At 40.4% G+C, this 23,095-nt stretch carries 18 protein-coding genes; 14 read left to right on the top strand and 4 right to left on the bottom strand.

From position 1 onward, the window contains the following. Positions 1 to 55: 55 nt before the first annotated feature. The 14 genes from ACOH2D_RS09560 to ACOH2D_RS09500 all read left to right on the top strand — a co-directional run bounded on the left by ACOH2D_RS09560 (position 56) and on the right by ACOH2D_RS09500 (position 16,459). Entirely contained in the window at positions 56 to 1,057 is a 1,002-nt protein-coding gene (locus ACOH2D_RS09560; protein ID WP_449535079.1) for an NADP-dependent oxidoreductase, read from the top strand. A 50-nt stretch (positions 1,058 to 1,107) separates the two neighbouring features. Next, positions 1,108 to 2,307: an acetate/propionate family kinase gene (locus ACOH2D_RS09555; RefSeq protein ID WP_449535078.1), complete on the top strand. Its 1,200-nt coding sequence runs from the start codon at positions 1,108 to 1,110 to the stop codon at positions 2,305 to 2,307. Between the two features lie 7 nt (positions 2,308 to 2,314). After that, positions 2,315 to 2,818, top strand: coding sequence for a P-type ATPase actuator domain-containing protein (locus ACOH2D_RS18275; protein WP_510172139.1), 504 nt, complete (start codon positions 2,315 to 2,317; stop codon positions 2,816 to 2,818). 54 nt (positions 2,819 to 2,872) lie between these two features. Then, entirely contained in the window at positions 2,873 to 4,288 is a 1,416-nt protein-coding gene (locus tag ACOH2D_RS09550; RefSeq protein WP_510172138.1) for an HAD-IC family P-type ATPase, read from the top strand. A gap of 82 nt (positions 4,289 to 4,370) precedes the next feature. Further along, entirely contained in the window at positions 4,371 to 4,673 is a 303-nt protein-coding gene (locus tag ACOH2D_RS09545) for a hypothetical protein (RefSeq protein WP_449535077.1), read from the top strand. A gap of 252 nt (positions 4,674 to 4,925) precedes the next feature. Beyond that, positions 4,926 to 5,369 carry a hypothetical protein gene (locus ACOH2D_RS09540; RefSeq protein WP_449535076.1) on the top strand — a complete coding sequence of 148 codons (444 nt, stop codon included), beginning with the start codon at positions 4,926 to 4,928 and terminating at the stop codon, positions 5,367 to 5,369. A 445-nt stretch (positions 5,370 to 5,814) separates the two neighbouring features. Next, positions 5,815 to 6,534: a P-type ATPase actuator domain-containing protein gene (locus ACOH2D_RS09535; RefSeq protein ID WP_449535075.1), complete on the top strand. Its 720-nt coding sequence runs from the start codon at positions 5,815 to 5,817 to the stop codon at positions 6,532 to 6,534. Next, the gene (locus ACOH2D_RS09530; protein WP_449535082.1) at positions 6,524 to 7,870 is read left to right on the top strand and encodes a heavy metal translocating P-type ATPase; all 1,347 of its coding nucleotides are present in this window, start codon (positions 6,524 to 6,526) and stop codon (positions 7,868 to 7,870) included. The genes ACOH2D_RS09535 and ACOH2D_RS09530 overlap by 11 nt, the downstream gene beginning before the upstream one ends. A gap of 42 nt (positions 7,871 to 7,912) precedes the next feature. After that, positions 7,913 to 10,315, top strand: a complete 2,403-nt coding sequence (locus ACOH2D_RS09525) for a phosphoketolase family protein (RefSeq protein WP_449535074.1) — start codon at positions 7,913 to 7,915, stop codon at positions 10,313 to 10,315. A 3-nt stretch (positions 10,316 to 10,318) separates the two neighbouring features. Further along, positions 10,319 to 11,131, top strand: a complete 813-nt coding sequence (locus ACOH2D_RS09520; protein WP_449535073.1) for a DUF6544 family protein — start codon at positions 10,319 to 10,321, stop codon at positions 11,129 to 11,131. Positions 11,132 to 11,199: 68 nt separating this feature from the next. Further along, positions 11,200 to 14,442, top strand: a complete 3,243-nt coding sequence (locus ACOH2D_RS09515) for a plasma-membrane proton-efflux P-type ATPase (RefSeq protein ID WP_449535072.1) — start codon at positions 11,200 to 11,202, stop codon at positions 14,440 to 14,442. A 265-nt stretch (positions 14,443 to 14,707) separates the two neighbouring features. Further along, a complete protein-coding gene (ppk2, locus tag ACOH2D_RS09510; protein WP_348062789.1) occupies positions 14,708 to 15,463 on the top strand; it encodes a polyphosphate kinase 2 in 756 nt (251 codons plus the stop codon). 137 nt (positions 15,464 to 15,600) lie between these two features. After that, positions 15,601 to 15,825: a hypothetical protein gene (locus tag ACOH2D_RS09505; RefSeq protein ID WP_348062788.1), complete on the top strand. Its 225-nt coding sequence runs from the start codon at positions 15,601 to 15,603 to the stop codon at positions 15,823 to 15,825. 109 nt (positions 15,826 to 15,934) lie between these two features. Continuing rightward, positions 15,935 to 16,459 (top strand): dihydrofolate reductase family protein, encoded by a 525-nt coding sequence (locus tag ACOH2D_RS09500; protein ID WP_348062787.1) that lies wholly within the window; start codon positions 15,935 to 15,937, stop codon positions 16,457 to 16,459. Between the two features lie 181 nt (positions 16,460 to 16,640). Here ACOH2D_RS09500 and ACOH2D_RS09495 read toward each other — a convergent pair whose 3' ends face one another. The 4 genes from ACOH2D_RS09495 to ACOH2D_RS09480 form a co-directional block, all read right to left on the bottom strand. After that, on the bottom strand, positions 16,641 to 18,263 hold the full coding sequence (locus ACOH2D_RS09495; protein WP_449535071.1) for a M1 family metallopeptidase: 1,623 nt from the start codon (positions 18,261 to 18,263) through the stop codon (positions 16,641 to 16,643). A gap of 3 nt (positions 18,264 to 18,266) precedes the next feature. Beyond that, complete coding sequence (locus tag ACOH2D_RS09490) at positions 18,267 to 19,604, bottom strand: M28 family peptidase (protein ID WP_449535070.1); 1,338 nt, start codon at positions 19,602 to 19,604, stop codon at positions 18,267 to 18,269. A 52-nt stretch (positions 19,605 to 19,656) separates the two neighbouring features. Next, positions 19,657 to 20,928: a DUF6265 family protein gene (locus ACOH2D_RS09485; protein WP_449535069.1), complete on the bottom strand. Its 1,272-nt coding sequence runs from the start codon at positions 20,926 to 20,928 to the stop codon at positions 19,657 to 19,659. A 302-nt stretch (positions 20,929 to 21,230) separates the two neighbouring features. Further along, on the bottom strand, positions 21,231 to 23,036 hold the full coding sequence (locus ACOH2D_RS09480; protein ID WP_449535068.1) for an acyl-CoA dehydrogenase FadE: 1,806 nt from the start codon (positions 23,034 to 23,036) through the stop codon (positions 21,231 to 21,233). Positions 23,037 to 23,095: the final 59 nt, after the last annotated feature.

The raw sequence follows: 23,095 nt of genomic DNA, 5'->3' as shown, positions 1-23,095 counted from the left end.
AGGGTCTAAAAAAGCAATACGCAGTTTTAAAAATAGAAAACAAATTACAACAACTATGAAGGCATTACAAATAACAGGCTACGGAGACGTGCAGGATAATTTGGCATTTAACGACGTTGAAAGACCAAAAATAAAAGAAAATCAGGTATTGATAGAAGTGTACGCCGCAAGCACAAATCCTATCGATTTTAAAATTATTGAAGGCCATTTAAAACGCGTCATAAAATTATCATTCCCCACAGGTATTGGGTATGATGTTGCTGGAGTTGTCATCGAAAAAGGTTCCGATGTGGCCGGTTTAAATGTTGGCGATGAGGTTTTTTCCAGTGTACCGCAAAGTTGCCGAGGTACTTTTGCGGAATTTGTAGCTGTCGATGACCTTATGGTTTGGTTGAAGCCCACCAATCTCAATTTTGAACAGTCGGCCGCTTTACCTATGGTGGGCCTTACTTCGATTCAGGCTTTTGAAAAAGCAGATCTGAAATCTAGCGATAAGGTATTGATCTATGCCGGTTCAGGAGGTATCGGTTCGTTTGCTATTCAATATGCCAAAAGCAGAGGCGCTTATGTTTATACAACCACAAGCACCCCTAATGTGGGCTGGGTAAAGGATCTAGGTGCCGATAGGGTCATAGATTATAAAACCGAGAATTATCTGGATATTGTAAAAGACGTCGATATCGTCTATGATACGCTTGGAGGAGAACACACCTTGGACGCATTCCGTGTTATAAAAGAAGAAGGTAAAGTGGTCACTTTGGTGGGCCCAGTGGATGATGAAACCGCAAAGGAAATGGGACTAAACGTCATTGCGCGCTTATATCTCTATTTTAAAAGACTTAAAATAACAAAACTAATTAATAAGAAATCAGCCTACTACAAGTTGATGTTCATGATGCCAAACCGTCACAATTTAAAAGATATTCAGAAATTGGCAGAAGAGGGGGCTGTAAAACCCGTAATCGATAAAACCTTTCCATTTTCGGAAGCTATAGAGGCTTTGCGCTATCAAAAGTCGGGGCGTGCCAAAGGGAAAATAATTATCAAAATGAAATAACTTCTAGCACTCGCTATGGCTGATTATGCACGTATAATAAAATAGCACACATGACTAAAGGTCCTTGTATATTAACCATTAATGGCGGTTCGTCCAGTATCAAATTTTCTTTGAACAGCATCGTGGAGTCTCTTGAGCAGTTTATATATGGCGCAATAGAAAATATCGGAACCAATAGGGCCAAACTCCATTATACGGTGGCACTTAGCCAACAAAAAAATAGTTTTGATGTTGAAGCGAATCATCACGAGCAGGCTGCACATCATTTAATTTCCTGGTTGGAATGTTTACAGGATTTTACTTCGGTGGTCGCAATTGGGCATCGCGTTGTCCATGGCATGGAGCATACCGAGCCGGAACTAATTTCCGATGATCTATTATATGAATTGAAAAAGATCAGTGCCTTCGATCCCGACCATTTACCCGAAGAAATTAAATTGATAGAACTCTTTAAAAAGCGCTATCCAAACATAAAACAAATGGCCTGTTTTGATACTTCTTTTCATGCGTCCATGCCAATGAACGCAAAGTTGTTATCCATTCCCAGACGCTATTATGACATGGGAATCAGGCGTTATGGTTTCCACGGACTTTCTTATGCATACCTAATGGAAGAACTCAAAAATTTAATAGGAAATGAAGCTGCGAAAAGCAAAATAATTTTAGCGCATCTGGGCAGTGGTGCAAGTATTGCAGCGGTAAAGAACGGTAAAAGTATGGACACCAGCATGGGTTTTACGCCCACATCCGGATTGCCGATGGGGACGCGAACTGGCGATCTCGATCCCGGAGTTGCCTGGTATGTAATGCAACATGAAAAGTTGACGCCAAAGGAATTCAGTCATCTGATCAATCAGGAATCAGGTTTGTTGGGCATATCGGAAACAAGCGCCGATATGCGGGAATTAATGGATCATAAAGCTACAGACAGCCGTGCCGCCGAAGCCATTAAATTCTTCTGCTATCAAACAAAAAAATGGATCGGTGCCTTTGCCGCGGTACTTGAAGGCTTGGATATCCTTGTGTTTTCCGGCGGTATTGGAGAAAATTCACCTCAGGTAAGATCTAAAATATGTGACAGCCTTGCCTTCCTCGGAATCGAATTGGATGAGGTCAATAATATGAAGAACGAAACCCTGATTTCCACAGAAAAGAGTAAAGTGAAAGTATATGTCATCCCCACCAATGAGGAAGTGATGATTGCGAAACTGGTTTATGATATTCTTGATAAAGACCATCAGCTAAAATGAAATAGACATGGCAACAGAAGCACAGAAACCGAGTACGCAGTTTGAAGGATCATCTCCAGCAGGCCTGACCACAATCGAGGCACAACAGCGTATGAAGCAATTTGGTCCCAATGCCATGCCAGACACCACGGTCCATCCGTTACGGGAGGTGTTGCGCAAATTCTGGGCGCCAATTCCTTGTTTGTTGGAAGCGGCAATCATTCTCGAATTAGTATTGCGTAATTATATCGGAGCCATTATCATCGCTTGTCTGTTAATTTTCAATGCGGCGCTGAGCTATTTTCAGGAGGGAAAGGCTCAGGCAACGTTGGTAACCTTAAAATCCCGTTTGGCGCTTACGGCTTCAGTGAAACGCGATGGGAATTGGAAGATGATCGCTGCTGCAGAAGTTGTTCTTGGCGATATTGTCAAACTATCTTTAGGTGCTATTGTCTGTGCAGATTTGACGCTTATTTCCGGTGAAGTTTTGATCGATCAGTCCATGCTCACGGGCGAATCTATACCCATTTAAGCGGGAGCGGGTGTTCAGACTTATGCCGGCGCATTAATCCGACGGGGGGAAGCTGTGGCAGAGGTCATAGCAACAGGAACTAAAACTAAATTCGGACAAACGGCTGAGTTGGTGCGCACCGCCCATGTGGTGAGTACACAGCAAAAAGCGGTGCTTCATATCGTCCGTAATCTAGCGATGATTAGCGGTTCACTTATCATATTTATGGTGATTTATGCGCACCTCCATGCCATGCCTTTAAAAGAAATTATTTTGCTGAGTTTAACTGCTGTATTAGCGGCTATTCCTGTGGCACTTCCCGCCACATTTACATTGGCGGCCGCAAGAGGGGCAAGGGCTTTGGCAAAACAGGATGTGCTTCCAACACGTTTATCAGCTGTGGATGAAGCGGCTACTATGGATGTGCTTTGTGCAGATAAAACGGGGACTTTAACCAGCAATGAACTCAAGGTCGTTAAGGTTTGTCCAATGCCTGGCTTCAATGAGGTTGATGTTTTGTCAATGGCAGCGCTGGCCAGTTCTGATGGCGGACAGGATCCAGTCGATGCGGCAATTCATGATGCCGCGACAATAAAACTATTAGAAAATCCGCCAAAGTTACTCGAGTTCATACCTTTTGATCCCGCCAATAAAATGTCTGAAGCAACTTACACTGATGTCAAGGGCGTTTCAACGCGTGCTGTAAAAGGAGCGTTTGCAACAATCATTAAATTGACCGAGCCATCTCCAACTGATGAAGCAACAGCTAATGAACTCGAGGTTAATGGCTTTCGAGTCTTGGCGGTGGCTTCCGGCGCTCCAGAAACAATGACCTTTATGGGATTCATTGCGCTTAGCGACCCTCCTCGTGCTGATTCAAAGGACTTGGTGAATGAATTGAAGGCTTTGGGCGTGCGTATGGTAATGGTCACAGGTGATGCGCCCAAAACGGCAGTCGTAGTCGCCCATGCCGTGGGTTTGGACGGAATTATTTGTCCGCCGGGACCCATTCCTGCAAATATAAAACCAGAAACCTTTTCAGTTTTAGCATGGGTTCTACCGGAAGATAAGTTTGCACTTGTCAAAGCATATCAGAAAAGCGGCCATACGGTTGGCATGTGTGGCGACGGCGTGAACGATGCTCCGGCGTTGCGACAAGCCCAGATGGGAATTGCGGTTTCAACTGCAACCGATGTGGCCAAATCGGCGGCAGGTATCGTACTGACCCAGCCAGGGCTTTCAGGGATTGTTGCATCCGTAAAGGAAGGCCGCGTCATCTTTCAGCGGATTCTCATATATACCATTAATTCGGTGCGGAGCAAGATCGTGCAGGAATTTTTTCTAGTATTCGGTTTGTTGGTTACCGGACATTCGATTTTTAACGCCTATGCTGATGGTGATCATCATGATTACTGGCGATTTTCTAGGCATGTCATTAACAACCGATCATGTACAAGCGTCTCAACTGCCAAATGCTTGGCGGATAGGTAATCTTACGATAGCGGGTGTTGTCATAGGTGTTGCAGAGTTGATTTACTGCATTGTTGTGCTACTCTTCGGGAAATTTTATTTAGTGCTGGATATCGAAGCCTTACAAACATTAGCCTTTTTAGCCATTGTGTTTAGCCATCAGGCATCCATGTATGCCGTTCGTTCCCGCGGGTGGTTGTGGTCTGCGCCACATCCAAGCTATTGGGTTGTTTTATCGTCCATTGCCGATATATTGATCGTTTCAGCCTTGGCCGTTTTTGGTTTGTTGATGGCGCCATTATCGCTTTTGGTAGTGCTTCAAGTGCTGGGAGTTGCGATTGTTTCAGCATTTTTTGTAGATGTGGTGAAGGTGCCTGTTTTTCAATATCTGAAAATTGCACAGTAATGAACGCTAAAGATTTTTTCGATGAATAACGGCAAAGTCAATGCTCGTATTTTGAAAACTAATGGAGTATCGATAATGGTAAACAGGTGTTGCAGAATTTTGATTTGTTCAATTAGAATCGAAGGTACGAGCATAAAATAAAATGTGTTAATGATATAACTATTAATATTAAATATGCAATAAAAAAATAAGCTATGGTGCGTACCTTTCTATTAGAATTAAAATAATTTCATAATTAAAATAGAAAATAAAATGAAAACACTAAGAGTAATAGTATTGACAGTCACTTCATTAGTCCTGTTCTTGTCATGCCAGTCCAAATCAACTCAGGCAGAAGATCTTTTAAATAAAGACATAAGAAACGAAATCATGAATAAAATTGCAAGCGATAGCATGATGTCGAACGAAATGATTGGCATAATGATGAATAACAAAAATGGTAAGATGATGTTGCAGCAACATCAAATGACGACGTTGGGCGATCAAAGTTCCATGATGAATATGTTAAAAAATAATCCCGAGTTGATGCAGAATATGCTATCAGCCATGATGGAAACAGCTAAGGGAAATACCAATATGATGTCCGAAATGATTAAAACGATGTCCCAAAATCCACAAATGATGGAAATGATGCAGAATATGATGGGTAATAATATGATGAATGGCATGGGAAAAATGGGAGGAATGCATAACTGATCGAATTGTTTAATACAATCCTTAAAAAATTATAATTATGATGCACAATAATGAACAGTATTATTACGGAGGAATGCACATGGGGTGGTGGTTTTTTATGCTTATCATTCTTATTGCCATAGTCTGGGGGGCTTCCTGGTATCGAAGAAGAAAATAATTAGGTTTCATAATAAACCGAATTGCGGTTGCTGTTTTTTATCGAAATAACAAAATCTCTTCATTCAAATACTAAAAGTTATCCCATAATAAAATGCCAAATCTACTTCTGGATATATTGGTTGGTGGTCAAATCTATACCCCAAAAACTTTAAAAGCGAGTCTCTAAAATTAGTGAAAGAAAAAAATTTGAGAATGTATGAACAATCAATGAAAATTACCATTGATTGATCAAAGGCTTCCTGGTATCCAATATTTGTATGATTTAAGAACTAATAAATAAAATAAGATGGAACATGAAAATGTTAAAGAGGAAGAGATTGATCATTCAAAAATGAACCCAGGTAATACACAACATGGAGATAATCCTCCAATGGGGCATGCAGACCATGACCACCATGCTATGATGATTGCCGATTTTAAAGGACGGTTTTACCTCGTTTTGATTCTTACTGTTCCAATCGTGCTGCTTTCCCCTATGATACAGAAATTCATGGGTGTCAACTGGCAGTTTTCAGGATCTTCATATATTCTATTTGCATTATCGACCGTTGTATTTATTTACGGTGGATGGCCCTTTTTAAAAGGGTTGGTAAGTGAATTAAAAGAAAAGAACCCGGGGATGATGACGCTTATAGGATTTGCTATTTCGGTGGCGTACATCTACAGCACAGCAACTGTTTTTGGTTTAAAAGGAATGGATTTCTATTGGGAACTGGCCACCCTTATTCTCATCATGTTACTCGGGCATTGGATAGAAATGAAATCCATTGCTGGAGCTTCCAAAGAACTGGAATTATTAGTGCAGTTGATGCCTTCAGAAGCGCACATGGTAACTGGAGATAAACTAAATGATGTAAAAACGGATACCTTAAAAGAAAATGATATCATTCTTGTCAAACCAGGCGAAAAAGTTGCGGCCGATGGTATCATATCAGAAGGTGAAAGTTATCTGAAAGAATCGATGTTAACCGGAGAATCAAAGCCAGTAAAAAAAAATAGTAGGTGACAAAGTAATTGCGGGCGCTATCAATGGGAATGGTTCTATTAAGATTACAGTATCACATGCATCAAAGGATTCTTATCTCTCACAGGTTATAAAATTAGTAGATGACGCGCAAAAAGCCAAATCCAAAACACAATTGTTGGCCGATAAAGCAGCAAAATGGTTAACTATAATCGCACTCGTAGCAGGAATTTCCACATTTTTATATTGGTATTTGACCGGTCAGCCACTGGATTTTGCCATGGCTAGAATGGTAACTGTAATTGTAATCTGTTGTCCGCATGCTTTAGGCCTTGCTGTGCCATTAGTAGTAGCGAAATCAACTTCGCTGGCGGCAAAAAATGGGTTGCTCATCAAAAATAGGACGGCTTTTGAAAATTCAAGAAAGATTACCACGGTTGTTTTTGATAAGACAGGAACGCTGACTGTAGGGAAATTTGAAGTGTCCAAAATAGTATCACTGCAAAAAGATATCGACGAAAATGAATTGATAAGGCTTGCATCTGCATTGGAGCAAAAGTCAGAACATCCAATCGCCACTGGTATTTTACAAAAAGCTAAAAGTTTATCGCTCGCAGTGCCTGCCACTGAAAACTTTAATGCCATTACGGGCAAAGGTGTTGAAGCAACTGTTGAAGGGAAAAAAATGCAGGTTGTGAGTCCGGGGTATTTAAAAGAAAAAAATATTGCTATTCCGGATGGCTTTAAAACGAATGACACGGATACTGTTGTGTTTGTGATCATCAACGATGTGCTGGCAGGATATATTGCTTTATCAGATGAAATACGACCCGAATCGGCAGGTGCAATTGCCACATTGAAAGAGGAAAACATCAAATCAATATTATTAACGGGCGATAATAATAAGGTTGCGAAAAGTGTCAGCGAAACATTGGGCATGGATAGTTTTATCGCAGAAGTATTGCCGGATCAAAAATTAGATAAGATAAAAGAATTGCAAAGCAAGGGCGAGTTTGTAGCAATGACTGGCGATGGTGTAAATGATGCGCCCGCGCTTGCCCAGGCCGATGTTGGCATTGCGGTAGGGAGTGGTAGCGATATAGCAGCAGAAACCGCAGGTATTGTGCTAGTTAACAGTAATCCGAACGACATCGTGAGTTTAATTTTGTTTGGCAAAGCCACACATCGAAAGATGATTCAAAATTTAATATGGGCAACCGGTTACAATGTGGTTGCACTGCCATTAGCTGCAGGTGTATTATATCATTGGGGAATATTATTAAGCCCCGCAGCAGGTGCGGCTTTGATGGCGGTTAGTACAGTCTTTGTTGCTATTAATGCAAGTATGCTGAAAGTAAAACAAAATGCAGAACATTAGGGGGGAATTAAAGAATGAAAAGACCATTCTAAAATAAATATTATGGAAAAAGAAGTTATAAATACACCAGATAAAACCTTATCATCAGATTTACTTCATAAAATGAATGCCTATTGGCGTGCAGCGAATTATTTGTCAGTCGGACAGATTTATCTTTATGATAACCCACTTTTAAGAGAACCGTTAAAACTGGAGCATATTAAGCCTATGTTACTTGGGCATTGGGGCACAACGCCCGGACAAAATTTCATTTATGTCCATCTCAACCGAGTGATAAAAGAACAGGACCTCGATATGTTTTATATCTCAGGACCGGGACATGGTGGCCCAGCTATTGTTGGCAATGTGTACTTAGAAGGCACTTGGAGTGAAGTTTATCCAAACATCACACAGGACGAAGCGGGTTTGAAAAAGCTGTTCAAACAATTCTCTTTTCCAGGCGGCATTTCGAGTCATGTGGCACCAACCACACCTGGATCTATTCATGAAGGCGGAGAACTGGGCTATTCAATAAGCCATGCTTTTGGTGCAGCTTTCGACAATCCTGGGCTCATCGTAGCCTGCGTGGTGGGCGATGGCGAAGCGGAAACAGGACCATTGGCCACGTCATGGCAATCCAATAAATTACTGAATCCTATTTCCGATGGCGCTGTATTGCCCATTCTTCATTTAAACGGCTATAAAATCAGTAATCCAACATTACTAGCACGTATTGAAGCCGATGAATTGGAGCAGTTTTTTAAAGGCTGTGGATGGACGCCTTATTTTGTGGAAGGCGATGATCCTGAAACCATGCATGAACTGATGGCTTCTACACTTGATAAAGTGATTAAAGATATTCATGAACTTCAAAAGCATGCAAGGAGCACCAATGATAACACCCGACCACGATGGCCGATGATTGTTCTAAAATCTCCCAAAGGATGGACGGGCCCTAAAAAAGTTGACGGTTTGCAAATTGAGGGTACGTTTCGTGCCCACCAGGTTCCGATTCTAATAGACGCAGATCATCCTGATCACGTGCAACTTTTAGAAAGTTGGATGAAGAGCTATAAGCCAGAAGAATTGTTCGATGAAAAAGGAACGCTTAACGCCGAACTCGCCGAACTGGCACCAAAGGGCACCAGTAGGATGGGTGCTAATCCGCATACGAACGGAGGTGGATTGCTGAAAGCCCTTCACATGCCAGATTTCCATAAACATGCCCTGCAGGTACCATCACCTGGAGCAGTAATGGGGCAGGATACCATGGTACTTGCTAATTTTTTAAGGGATGTTGCTATCCTGAACCGCGATAACCACAATTTTCGTGTGTTCGGTCCAGATGAAACGATGTCGAACCTCCTTGGAGCCATTTTTGAAACTACCAATCGTCAATGGGACGCACGTACCGAAGAGTATGATGAATTTCTTTCGCCTTCTGGTGAGGTGATCGATTCTATGTTGAGTGAACATCAATGCGAAGGGTTTCTGGAAGGCTATCTTTTGACGGGAAGACATGGCTTGTTTAATTGCTACGAAGCGTTCATCCATATCATTGATTCGATGTTCAACCAGCATGCGAAATGGTTGAAAGTAACCTTGGAACTGCCCTGGCGCAGGAAGATTGCTTCCTTAAATTATTTGTTGGCCTCTCATGTATGGCAACAGGATCACAATGGCTTTACCCATCAGGATCCCGGGTTTCTGGATCATGTCATTAATAAGAAAGCAGATGTGGTACGCGTTTATTTACCAGCGGATGCCAATTGTTTGTTGTCCATTATTGATCACTGCCTGCGAAGTCGTCATTATGTAAATGTTGTGGTCGCGGGCAAACATGCACTTCCCCAATGGCTTACTATGGATGAAGCGGTGGTGCATTGTACCGAAGGCATTGGTATCTGGCAATGGGCAAGTAATGACCAGGATTCTGAACCCGATGTCATCATGGCTTGTTGTGGTGACACGCCAACGCTGGAAACATTAGCTGCAGTTTCGATTTTATGGGAACATCTGCCGGAGGTGAAAATAAGAACGGTGAATGTCGTTGACTTGATGAAACTACAATCCAGTTCAGAACATCCCCACGGACTGAATGACCGGGATTATGACTCCATATTTACTAAAGACAAACATATTATTTTCAACTTTCACGGGTATCCATGGTTGGTGCATCGATTGACCTATCGCCGTGCCAACCGTGAACTTCACGTGAGAGGTTATAAAGAAGAAGGAACGATTACCACGCCTTTTGATTTAAGAGTACAGAATGAAATTGACCGTTTTCACTTGGTAATCGATGTCATAAATCGTTTGCCACATTTAGGAAGCAAGGGGGATTACCTGAAACAACAATTAAAAGATAAATTGATTGAACATAAACATTATGTTAGTGAGCATGGCAAAGATCTGCCTGAAGTTCTCAACTGGAAATGGAAAGCACATAGTTCAGATAAAAAATAGATAATGATCATTGCACTTATCATAGCGGGTTTTTTTATATGGATTCTAATCACTGGAAAAATAATTCTGTCTATTCAATTCAAAAAAGAAGTAAAAACGCTCTTTGGGCAGTCAGAAAGTATATCCAGTAACCTATTTCATTCTGAACAAATTTATGGCTTGCCCGAACCTGTGCAACGTTATTTCAAGTACATTTTAAAAGAAGGGCAACCTTATATAAGCTATGCAAGAATTACCCATGATGGCCAATTTAAAACAGGGTTGGATAAAAAGTGGGTACATATAAAAGGAGAACAATATGCAACCACAGAAAAGCCAGGTTTTATCTGGAAAGGTGTTACCGCCATGTTTACCGCCCGGGACATGTATATCGCCGATAAAGGGAGGTTGGTCGTTTTACTTTTTTCTGTATTTAAAGTTGTTGATGCTAAAGGAGAAGAATACGACCAAGGCGAACTGCTGAGGTGGCTTGGCGAAAGTGTTTTGTATCCTACCAATTTATTGCCTGGCGAACGATTGAAGTGGATGGCAATCGATTCAAACTCTGCAAAACTAACGTTCAATTATAACGGTCTTGAATTGTTTTTCATTATCACATTTAATGAAGTTGGTGAAATCATCCAAATGGAAACTAAACGCTATATGGATAAAGAAAATTTAGAAACTTGGATAATTAAGATTGCTGGGTATGAAGAGCTCAATAATGTAAAAGTCCCCACAAGCTTTGAAGTATTATGGAGATTAAAACAAGGCGATTTTAGTTATGCAAAGTTTAATATAAAGAGGATTGAGTACAACAAAGCAGAAATGTTTTGAGACTGTAATTCTAATCCATGGTGGTTTATTAAGAATTAGATGGTTCACTTAAAATATGATATTTCGGTATGAAAAGTAAAGACGAACAGCCCAAAGCTGGCAAAAAGAACCTGGCAACTAAGCCTGAGCCAAAGGATGATTTGAAGTCACTTCCTATGGACGAAGTAGAGAAAAAATTAGAATCGTCTCCTGATGGGCTTACGCAAGCTGAGGCGCAGAAACGCCTGACCCAATACGGACCTAATGAGCTTCAGGAAAAGAAAACCAATATGATCCTGAAATTGCTATCTTATTTCTGGGGACCTATTCCTTGGATGATAGAAATAGCTGTAGTTCTTTCTGCCGTAGCGCGTCACTGGCCGGATTTTTTCATTATTCTGGTATTGCTTTTTGCCAATGCTTTGGTAAGGTTTTGGGAAGAGCGCCAGGCAGGAAATGCCATCGCCGCTTTGAAAGCAAAACTAGCCACTAATGCCCGAGTAAAAAGGGATGGAAAGTGGACAACACCTCCAGCTCGCGAGTTGGTGCCAGGTGACGTCATACGCATGCGTCTCGGGGACATTGTTCCTGCGGATGCTCGTCTGCTCGACGGTGACGAGATATCGGTCGACCAGTCGGCGCTCACAGGAGAATCGTTGCCAGCTTCGCGTAAAAGTGGGGAAGCAGTATTCTCAGGCTCCATTATTCGCAGAGGTGAAATTGACGCTTTGGTTTATGCCACGGGTACCAACACCTATTTTGGCAAAACAGCAAAATTGGTGGAAGAAGCGCATACCGAAAGCCACTTTCAAAAGGCAGTACTCAAGATTGGTAATTACCTAATTATCCTCGCCCTTGTGTTGGTAGCCATCATTATTACCGTCTCCGTTTTACGTCGCGATCCTATTCTTAGTACATTACAGTTTGCACTTGTACTAACAGTAGCAGCTATTCCAGTAGCAATGCCAACGGTATTGTCGGTAACAATGGCGGTCGGGGCACGGCTGTTGTCCAAAAAGCAAGCTATTGTGAGCAAGCTGGTGGCTATTGAGGAACTGGCTGGCGTGGACGTACTTTGTGCTGATAAAACAGGAACGCTTACACAAAATAAATTAACGCTTGGTGATCCTTTCAGCGTTGATAACATACCAGCCGAGCAGGTGATTTTGAATGGTGCTCTTGCATCTCGTGCGGAAAATAACGACACTATTGACTTAGCTGTTCTAGCAGGACTTAAGGATACCGATGCATTAAAGGAATACAAGGTCACGCATTTTCAGCCTTTTGATCCTGTGCATAAGCGTACCGAGGCAGAAGTAACATCGAAAGATGGAAAAACATTCAAAGTCTCAAAGGGTGCACCACAGGTTATTTTAGCATTATCGGCAAATTTCGCCCAAGTAAAATCTGATGTCGATAAGGCCGTCAACGATTTTGCGGTTAAGGGGTTCCGTGCTTTAGGAGTTGCCCGTGCTGAAGGCGATGGTCCATGGCAGTTTGTTGGGGTGTTGCCTCTTTTTGATCCACCGCGTGATGATGCCAAAGAAACGATTGCTACTGCCATGAAAATGGGCGTTAAGATAAAGATGGTTACTGGCGATGCGCTAGCAATTGCTAAAGAAACCGCTCAAAAATTAGATATGGGTACCAATATCCTTGATGCAACCAGCCTGGGAGATTTAAACAAGGAGGAGAGTTCAGCAATGGCAGAGTCTATTGAAAATGCCGATGGCTTCGCTCAGGTTTTTCCCGAACATAAATATCACATCATTGATGTACTGCAAAAGCGTGGTCATATCGTTGGGATGACAGGAGATGGCGTGAATGATGCCCCTGCCCTTGAAAAGGCAGACTGCGGTATAGCCGTTTCATCGGCAACAGATGCTGCACGAGCCGCGGCATCCATCGTTCTGCTCACACCTGGGCTTTCGGTAATTATTGATGCCATAAAAGAAAGTCGTCGAATTTTCCAACGGATGAACAGCTACGCGATATACAGGATAGCCGAAACTTTACGAGTGCTTTTCTTTATGACCGTGGCAATAATTGTATTTAATTTTTATCCGGTTACGGCTGTTATGATCGTGATGATCGCCTTGCTCAACGATGGAGCGATCCTGTCAATAGCCTGTGATAACGTGCGCTATAAGGATAAACCCGAGGCGTGGGACATGCACACGGTACTCAGTATTTCAACAGTGTTGGGCATTATTGGTGTTGTATCCGCTTTTGGTCTTTTTTATCTTGCAGAAAGGATCTTTCATCTCGACAGGATACATGTCCAGACCATGATGTATTTAAAGCTTTCAGTAGCCGGACATCTTACCATCTTTCTGACACGTACTCGCGGACCATTTTGGTCCATAAAGCCAGCTAAAATTTTATGGATCGCTGTGCTCGGTACGCAAATTATTGCAACGCTAATAGCAGTTTATGGATTGTTCATGACACCACTTGGTTGGAAATGGGCTGGTTTTGTGTGGGGTTATGCATTGGTTTGGTTTATACTTAATGACCAGATAAAATTGCTCGCCTACAAAATCCTTGATCGGAAAAAAGATAAACCCTCAACATCAGTATTACAAAAATCAGAAGATAAAAAGAGTTCGGAACCTGAAGGAAAAGTAGGAACGCAAGCAGAAACTAAAGAAGCGCCTGAAGTTAAAACGGAAGCTAAGCCTGAAAGCAAGGCAGCGGCTATAGCTGAGGTCAATCCTGTAGCGATGCCACAAGCCAACGCTGAAGAGAAAACCGATGATAAGACCGAGCCTAAACCTGACACCAAGTTTGACAGTGAAGCCAAACCCGAAGTTGTACCAAAACAGGATGCTAAAGAAGTTGTGTCGACTCCAGAAGCAAATTCCAATTCTGCAGTTGATTTACACTCGCAGATTGCTAAACGCGCCTATGAGATTCATGAGCAAGAAGGCAATAAGGAAGGTACAGCCGATCAAGATTGGGTCAAGGCGGAAGATGAAATCCGTTATCAGGAATCTAATGCCGAGACAAATCCCGAAGCCAATGCAGTGCCAAAATCCGATACCAATAAAGACACTAAGCAAGACGGTACATCCGATTCTAAAACAGATGCTTTAAAAGTCCCACCGCAACCGGAAGTAAAACAGGATCCTAAAGTTAAAACTGAAACCAAAGCTGAACTGCCAACTGATTCCCCTCATAAACCTGAGGATATTGATGGTGCAACTACCGATTTAACGCCGCAACTTGTCAAACGCGTTCATAAGCTTTATGAGGATTTGGGACGTGAGGAAGTGAAGGCTGTTGAGGACATGGAAACAATGGCAAAGAAGAAACCTGATAAACCTGAATAAACGATAAGGAAGATTTGAGATTATCCGTTATGGCAATAGAAAAGCATCCGACAGTTCTAGATGAAAATGTTTTATTGGTCTCAAATGAAGTTAAGAATCCGCAGAATATTTGTCGTCCTTACATGATACTTTAGTCCAAAGGAGTGACTCATTTACATAAATGTGAGAGTGATGTAACTTCTTTTTAAAGTTGTATAATAACGCATTCATTTGATTATTCGACCTTTAATAGAATTAATAGGAATACTGCGAAAATGACCCAGAAATGATGATAAAGGGAAAGAAAAAAAAACTGCATGAACTTTTTATTGAGTTGGTAAAGTTGCAAAAAAAAGTTATTACATCAGAGATCAAACTCTTGATCATTCTTGAAGGAAGGGATGCTGCTGGTAAGGACGGAACGGTAAAAAGAATTATCAAACACCTGAGCCCTCGTGAAACAATAGTAGTGGCTCTTGGTAAGCCCACCGATTTGCAAGAGCGAGAGTGGTACTTTCAGCGTTACACCGCCCATCTACCCGTATCGGGCGAATTTGTGCTTTTCAACAGAAGCTGGTACAATCGTCTTGGGGTTGAAAAGGTCATGGGTTTTTGTACTAATAAGGAATACAAATCCTTTTTCAATGAAGTAGAGTTATTTGAGAATGGCTTGATTGATGCCGGTTTTATTATCTTGAAATATTACTTGGATATCAGTCAAGATGAACAGCAAAAAAGATTGGATTCCCGCAAGACAGATCCTTTGAAACAATGGAAAATAAGTCCAATAGATGAGGCGGCACAAAAGCATTGGAAGGATTATTCCGATGCCCGCGATGAAATGTTATTAAAAACAAATTTTAAACATTCGCCCTGGTTTGTGGTCAATGCAGATAAAAAGAAGGACACCCATATTGCTTTGATCAGTCATCTCCTAAATCGTGTGGCTTATAAAAATAAGGATGAAAAATTAGTGTCACATAATTATGGATTGGTCGATGCAGCAACACCAGACATCATATCAACAAAACTATTTAAATAAAGCAACTAGTCATTCATTCATTCATTCATTAAAAAAGAAATCATGGACATATATTACGGTTATAATTTTGGAGGAATGCATTTAATATGGTGGACACTAATTGAATAGATAATCAATACTATAAATTATAAAATACTATGGCAGCAAAATCAAATAAAACTGAGGAGGAATTTGATACAATTCCGGCAGGTACAGAAGTTACTTGGCATTATCGCAGTGCAATTGGGCATGGCACTGTAAAAAGTATATTCAAGAAAGGCACCAATGCAGATAACACGGAGTATTCAATACAACAGCATGATCATCATCCTGGTGAAGCTGAAATAATCCATCACTATGGAAAAGCATTGACGCTTAAATAATCGACCATAATCCTATCTGACATAGTATTATGGATAATTAATAATGGCTTCAAAAGCCTTTAAAAACCAGAGGTAAATAAAGATAAGATGATTAATTTTAATAATTCTCATGAAGAAAGTACTCGTTTTCGTTACCACTTTAGATGGGAAAATTACCCATTGGGGAGATGCTATTGTCCGAAAATGGTCATCTGAAGAAGATAAGCGTTATTTTAAAAAGGTATGGGATGATTCTCCTCTCACGGTAATGGGAAGTACCACGTTTAATGCTGATCCGATGAAGCCAACTCCCACACACCATCTCGTTGTCATGACAAGAACTCCTGCGAAATATAAAGATCAGGAAGTAATTGGACAACTTGAATTTACTGATCACTCTCCTGCACAGTTAGTAGCACATTATAAAAAAGAAGGTTTTAAGCAAATGACGGTCGTGGGTGGCCCACATATTGCCACTTCTTTTTTAAAAGAAAAGTTAATTGATGAATTATGGCTGACCATTGAACCAAAAATATTCGGAACCGGAGGCAATTTTGTCGTCAATGAAAATCTCGATGTTGATCTGCAATTATTGAGTGTTGAAAAGGTAAATGAACGCGGAACTTTGATAACAAAGTATGCAGTTATAAAATAAAAATTAGTGCTGTCGGGTTAAAACTTGTTGTACTTCGCTTAATCTCAAAGACACTTTTTGGCACAGTGTCATTTTTATTAACGTAAAGAGTATCTTTTTTTATTTCATAAAAAATATTCAACTACAATCGTCGTCTGGTGAAACCCCTCTCAGGTTCTTATAGTATTAGGAAGCGTAATCTTTATAACTTTTTGGCCCTCACATAAAAATCATCATCAACTTGAATGTCGTCATCTTTAATTTTGGTTGTTGACCAGCCCGATTTCGGATGTAACCACTGCTCTTTACCATCAAAATATACTTGAATGGGCATTTCAAAATCAGGGACGGTATCAACCCATCGGTATTTCAATTGTTTATCTTTTATACTATATTCCAAAGTTGGAATGTTGGAATACCTGAGGTATTGATTAAAAAAGGCCTTCAAATCAAGTCCTGAGGTTTTTGAGATATAGTCTTCAATTTGCTTCGTGGTAACGGTTTGATGGTAGAATGTTTCGTTCAAGCCTCGTAATATATCCCGCCATTTACCATCGTCATTAACCCACTGTCTTAAGGTGTGCAGCATATTCGCACCTTTGTAATACATATCTACGGAACCACTTTGATTGACATCATAAGGTCCAATGATCGGCTTATCGTTTTGAATGTTTTTTCTAATACCGATAACATATTCAGCGGACGCTTTTTTACCGTAGAAATATTCTACAAACAGACTTTCGGCATAAGATGTGAAACTTTCATGAACCCACATGTCAGCAATATCTTTGTACGTGATATTATTGGCAAACCATTCGTGCGCAGATTCGTGAATGATTATAAAATCAAATTTCAAGCCCCATCCAGAACCGGAAACATCCCTTCCTAAATAGCCGTTTTTATACTGATTGCCATAAGTGACGGAACTTTGGTGCTCCATTCCTAAATAAGGAACCTCTACCAACTTATATCCATCTTCATAAAATGGATAGGGACCAAACCAATGTTCAAAAGCCTCCATCATTCTTGGCGCATCTTTAAAATGGGTCTTGGCTTTTTCAAGATTATCTTTTAAAACATAATAATCCATTTTCAAGAGGCCTTTTTCGCCTTGATAGTCTTCAGAATAATGAACATAATCCCCAATATTCACATTAACCCCGTAATTATTTATCGGATTGTTGACAAACCAATTGTATGTTTTTGTGCCATTTTTATGCTCCTCAACACTGCGTAATTGACCGTTGGAAACTTCCATTAATGCCTTTGGAACCGTGACACTAATCAACATGCTATCCACTTCGTCATACATATGGTCTTTGTTGGGCCACCACACGCTGGCACCTAATCCTTGGCATGAGGTAGCGATAAAATCGTTGCCATTGTCATCTTTTTTCCAAGAAAATCCACCGTCCCAAGGGGCGTTTATGGCTTCTTGAGGTTGACCTTCATAATAGACATCTAAACTTTGGATGCTTCCTTTCTTTTGATCACTTTTTAAGGAGATAAAGTGGGCGTTGCCTTCATTTTTGACCCTTAAAACGTCTCCGTTTTGAATCACTTTTGTGATTTTTAAAGGAGCTTGCAAATCAATTTGAAGCACCCCATATGGTTCTAAAACTTTATATTGAACCGTGTTTTTCCCTTTGATGGATTTTGTAGCCGGATCAACCGAAATATCCAAATGGTAATAGGTCAAATCCCACCAAGCGCGCTCTGGGGTGATGGAACCTCTTAAGGTATCTTGTTTGGTAAATGTTTTATCTTGAGCGTTTATTGTATTAACTGCTACTAAAATTAAAAGGATATATAAATATTTGAACATTGTTTAATTTCTTAAGATTGAATTTGGAAAAACGACCACACTTTCATAACCATCTTTTCCAACGGAGGCGACTCCAAAATAGGAATTGTCAATAACAATACCATTGAGGGTAAACTCATTAATATCGCCAACATATCTAGAATGGTCCCAAGTAGGCGACGTCGTATCTCTCCAATAAATTTTATAGCCTTTGGCACCTTCAGCTTTATCCCATTTCAGTTTTGCGGATGCTTCAACAATCCCACCAATGGAGACGGTTTTTGGCGGCGGAGGAGATGAGGCCAAACTAGCCATATTAATAGCATTGACTGCGGTTAATTTGGCCGCGTAAGGAAAGTTGACATGCTCAAACGTATCGCCGTATTTGATGCCGTTTTCTAAACGGATATCTTGATGCTGTTGCGTATAATTTTCGTGTGCTTCCATAATTCGAATGCCAGCAAAACCTAAATCGTTAAACGGTCGATGATGGCCGCCTCTACCAAAGCGATCCAATCGATATACCATCATTGGATTCATTTCAGGCATATAGGTTTGAGTGGTTTTATGGACATAACGTGCCAATTGACGTGAAATGCCATCGACTTCGCCACCATAAAAACGACGCATTTCACGTTCTTTATCAGTTTCGGTAGGAGGAACGGGTTCAGAAAATATTCGAAATGCACGGTTGTCAATCACACCATCAACCCCTTCAATATTGCCAATCATATCATTATTAAAAACACCGATAACATCCCAACCTTTCTCTTTAGCATAAGCTGCCAATCCGGCGCCACCAAAAAGTCCTTGCTCTTCGCCCGAAAGCCCTACATAAATAATGCTGCTTTCAAATTTATATTTTGAGAGCACACGAGCGGCTTCAATAGCGCCTGCCATCCCAGATCCATTGTCGTTTGCACCAGGCGCATCTATTGTGAAATCCATGACATCACTGGCACGTGTATCAATATCGCCACTCATAATAATGTAGCGGTTGGGATATTTTGTGCCTTTCTGTATGGCCACCACATTCACAATCCAACCATCATGTGGCACACGCTTTTTAGGATCTTTAGTCACAAAATCCTTTTGATAAAACACAATAAGACAGTTATTGCAGTTCTTGGAAATAGTTTCGAATTCTTTCTTGATCCAACGTCTGGCTGCACCAATACCTCGCGTTTGAGAAATAGTATCGCTAAAGGTATGTCGGGTTCCAAAATCGGCAAGGGTTTGCACGTCTGACTTGATCCGATCTGCAGAGATCGCATCAATGATATCGTATATTTTTTGATCGGTTTGAGCGGAGAGGTTCAAACAAAAAAAGCTTATAAAAGCACATTTTAATAAGTTCTTCATAGGATGCGGTTTTATTGTTGAGTTAAGTTTAGTAAGGATTTTATGTTGTTTTTTATTTCTTATAATTAAATTTTACAGTTTCTACACTGCCATTTTCTTGACGGATATCGACATAAATATTCATTTCATTCGTAGTTGTTTTTTCGAAAGTCATGCCTTCAAAAACGACTTTGTTTTCGGTGATTTCTTTCAATGGAAAATCGATGGTCTGATCTTTTTCTTCCCAGCCTTTTAGGTCATTGCCAAAATGTTTGAGTTGCAGGACTAAGGTGTTTTCCACTTCACGAATGATTTCAATCTCATAAAAAACCACTTTGCCATCAGCGATTAATTTAAAAGTAGCCATCATGGAGCCGCCAGAAGGTTCACTCCAATTTTCTTCGGTTTGACCGCCAAAAGCTTCGCCCTTCCAATTGCCGGCAATCCATTGGATGTTTTCGAGTTTTGGGGCTAGTTCTTGGTCGTTGAGTTCGGCCACAATAGCTAATTTTTTTCCATCAGGACTGACTGCCAAACGGCTGAGGTTTTTTATGCCGTATGACTTTAATGAAGCGACTTCCATCCACTCCGATGTGTGCTTCGGATTTAATTTGAAGAGTTTATCCTCTTTGGCCATCAGGATACTTCCATCGGGCAACCAACACATATCTTCCATGTTTAAAAGGGTAGGAGCGATCGTTTTGATTTCTCCAGAAATAGGATTTAAAGACTTTATTTCTGAAGAGCCATTAGCATTTTTAGAATTAAAACTGATCAATTTCGAGTTTGGAATGTGTTGTAAGGAACGCCCAACATGCGCTATGATTTTTTTATTTTTATGGGTCTTTAAATCAGATTGATAAAGCGAGAGGTAATCAGCTTCTAAAACAGAAGATATAAGGGTGTTTTGGTCAAGCCAAACGTGATAACCAACCACTAAGGTATCTAGAATAACGGCATTTGTGCCGTTTTTTAAATTATAACGATAAAGGCGCTGCTTTCCGTCAGGATTCAATCGGATAGCAGAAACTGCATTTTGATTAGGGATCTTTAGCGGAGAATATTCGCCACCTTGGGTAGAAGAAAGCCATGTTTTTGAACCACTTTTGATGTTGTATTGTACGATATCCGTCTGCCCATTTCGCGTGCCAGCATATAGAATAGTTGCATTATCAATAAACGAAGGTTGGTTGTCGTAACCGCCGCTATCGGAAATATTCTTAAAATTTGATAGATGAAAAGTAGCATTTTCAGTATTCAAATCAAAAAGAAAAACATCAGTATTGGGTTGCGAAAACAGAGTGCTGGTTAAAAAGAACACTAGTAACGTAGCATATGTTTTCATCAGTTTTCGTTTTTTGAATTTTTAAAGATAATTAAAATATAAAGCCAATTCCTTAAATAGAAATTGCTTTTCTGAATTTTAAAATATAACCGAAACCTTTCCGGTTTTTAAAACCTGAAAGGTTTGTGGTCAAAAGTGTGATGACAATCATCAAGAAGTAATAGCCAAATCTCTTTATGAAAGCTTATTGAAAATAAGGACACATAAAACCAATTAAACCTCAGTTTATACGAAGCAAAAAGCCAATTCAAATGAATGAATTGGCTTTTTTTGTTAATAAAATTTGAGTTAGTCAGAAAATTTTAGAAACAATATTTGTTTTCAGCTTTTATCTTTTCAGCAATAGCATTACGTAAATCGACGATGTCTGGATAATTGGTATATTTCACAAAACGTCTTAATCCCATTAAAAGCATGCGTTGTTCGTCGCCTTCAGCAAATGAAATGATGCTTTCCTTACCATTTTTCTCAACGATAGAAACGGCATTGTATAAATACAACTTCGCCATTGCTATTTGTATTTCTTGTGATTTTTCTCCAAAACGTTTGACGTTTTTCTCAGTTCTTAATAAGGTCGATTCTGCCATGTAGATTTCGATGAGAATATCTGAAGCCGCTAACAATAACTGTTGGTGGTTATCTAATTCTGGACCATATTTTTGGACGGCAGAACCTGCTACCATTAAAAAGACTTTCTTAAGCTTAGCAATCATTTCTTTTTCTTCAGCGAACAACTCAGAGTAATCTGGCGTGTCAAAAGAAGGAATTCCCATGAGTTCATCAGCAACGGCTTGAGCAGGACCTAAGAGGTCCACATGACCTTTCATGGCTTTTTTGACCAACATACCTACAGAAAGCATTCTGTTGATTTCATTGGTGCCTTCATAAATTCGTGCAATACGTGCATCTCTCCAAGCAGCTTCCATTGGCGTATCTTTAGAGAAGCCCATCCCACCAAAAATTTGGATGCCTTCATCCGCACAATGTTGGACATCTTCAGAAACGGCAACTTTTAAAATGGAACATTCGATGGCGTATTCTTCAACACCTTTTAATTCAGCTTCTTGATGCGAATTACCGGCAGCTTGACGCATGGCGATACGGTCTTCAATGTTTTTTGCAGCCCTATATGAGGCAGATTCGCCAGCATAACAGTTGGTCGCCATTTCAGCCAATTTCGACTTGATAGCTCCGAAATCTGAAATTCGAGTGTTAAATTGTTTACGTTCATTAGCGTATTGAAGTGCAATCGTTGTAATTCTTCTCTGTGAATCCAAACACGCTGCGGCCAATTTAATACGGCCAATATTCAAGGCATTCATGGCGATTTTGAAACCTTCGCCACGACCCGCCAACATGTTTTCAACGGGAACCACGGTGTCACTAAAAAACACCTGTCTTGTAGACGAGGCATGAATTCCTAATTTATGTTCTTCTTCGCCTAAAGAAATTCCATTATTAAGATCTTTCTCAACGATAAATCCTGTGATATTTTTATCATTTTCAATACGGGCAAAAACGATGAACAAGTTGCAGAAACCAGCATTGGAAATCCACATTTTCTGTCCGTTGATTTTATAAGATTTGCCATCTGCAGAAAGCGTAGCCGTTGTTTTTCCAGAATTGGCATCAGATCCTGCTTCAGGCTCTGTCAAGGCATATGCACCAAACCATTCGCCTGTGGCTAATTTAGGAACGTATTTTTGTTTTTGTTCTTCGGTCCCATAAAGGGTAATTGGCATGGTTCCAATTCCCGTGTGTGCTCCAAAAGCAGTACTGAAAGAGCCTGTACCGCTAGAAATGTATTCACATACAATCATGGTCGATACAAATCCCATTCCTAATCCGCCATAAGCTTCAGGAACAGAAACTCCTAAAAACCCCATGTCTCCAGCCTTATGCATGACTTCTTCGGTCAAAGCATAATCCTTGGCTTCAAAACGGTCTCTATGCGGAATAATCTCACGATCATTAAATTCAATAACCGAATCGCGCATCATTTTTTGCTCTTCGTTGAAATCTTCAGGAGTGAAGACGTCTTCGCATTTCGTTTCTTTCACGAGGAACTGACCGCCTCGGAGTATTTCTTTTTCTTGTTGTGTTTCCATTTTTTGTTAGTATTAGGTATTAAGTACAAAGAATTAAGAAAAAGTTTGAGAACTGCAGT

The organism is Gelidibacter sp. (assembly GCF_053579655.1).
This window is presented reverse-complemented; position numbering and strand designations above follow the sequence as displayed.

Coding starts and splice junctions, on each gene's coding strand:
- ACOH2D_RS09480 (WP_449535068.1), bottom strand. CDS start 23,036: ATGGAAACACAACAAGAAAAAGAAATACTCCGAGGCGGTCAGTTCCTC.
- ACOH2D_RS09505 (WP_348062788.1), top strand. CDS start 15,601: ATGGCAGCAAAATCAAATAAAACTGAGGAGGAATTTGATACAATTCCG.
- ACOH2D_RS18275 (WP_510172139.1), top strand. CDS start 2,315: ATGGCAACAGAAGCACAGAAACCGAGTACGCAGTTTGAAGGATCATCT.
- ACOH2D_RS09560 (WP_449535079.1), top strand. CDS start 56: ATGAAGGCATTACAAATAACAGGCTACGGAGACGTGCAGGATAATTTG.
- ACOH2D_RS09515 (WP_449535072.1), top strand. CDS start 11,200: ATGAAAAGTAAAGACGAACAGCCCAAAGCTGGCAAAAAGAACCTGGCA.
- ACOH2D_RS09490 (WP_449535070.1), bottom strand. CDS start 19,604: ATGAAGAACTTATTAAAATGTGCTTTTATAAGCTTTTTTTGTTTGAAC.
- ACOH2D_RS09525 (WP_449535074.1), top strand. CDS start 7,913: ATGGAAAAAGAAGTTATAAATACACCAGATAAAACCTTATCATCAGAT.
- ACOH2D_RS09495 (WP_449535071.1), bottom strand. CDS start 18,263: ATGTTCAAATATTTATATATCCTTTTAATTTTAGTAGCAGTTAATACA.
- ACOH2D_RS09540 (WP_449535076.1), top strand. CDS start 4,926: ATGAAAACACTAAGAGTAATAGTATTGACAGTCACTTCATTAGTCCTG.
- ppk2 (WP_348062789.1), top strand. CDS start 14,708: ATGATGATAAAGGGAAAGAAAAAAAAACTGCATGAACTTTTTATTGAG.
- ACOH2D_RS09500 (WP_348062787.1), top strand. CDS start 15,935: ATGAAGAAAGTACTCGTTTTCGTTACCACTTTAGATGGGAAAATTACC.
- ACOH2D_RS09485 (WP_449535069.1), bottom strand. CDS start 20,928: ATGAAAACATATGCTACGTTACTAGTGTTCTTTTTAACCAGCACTCTG.
- ACOH2D_RS09520 (WP_449535073.1), top strand. CDS start 10,319: ATGATCATTGCACTTATCATAGCGGGTTTTTTTATATGGATTCTAATC.
- ACOH2D_RS09555 (WP_449535078.1), top strand. CDS start 1,108: ATGACTAAAGGTCCTTGTATATTAACCATTAATGGCGGTTCGTCCAGT.
- ACOH2D_RS09535 (WP_449535075.1), top strand. CDS start 5,815: ATGGAACATGAAAATGTTAAAGAGGAAGAGATTGATCATTCAAAAATG.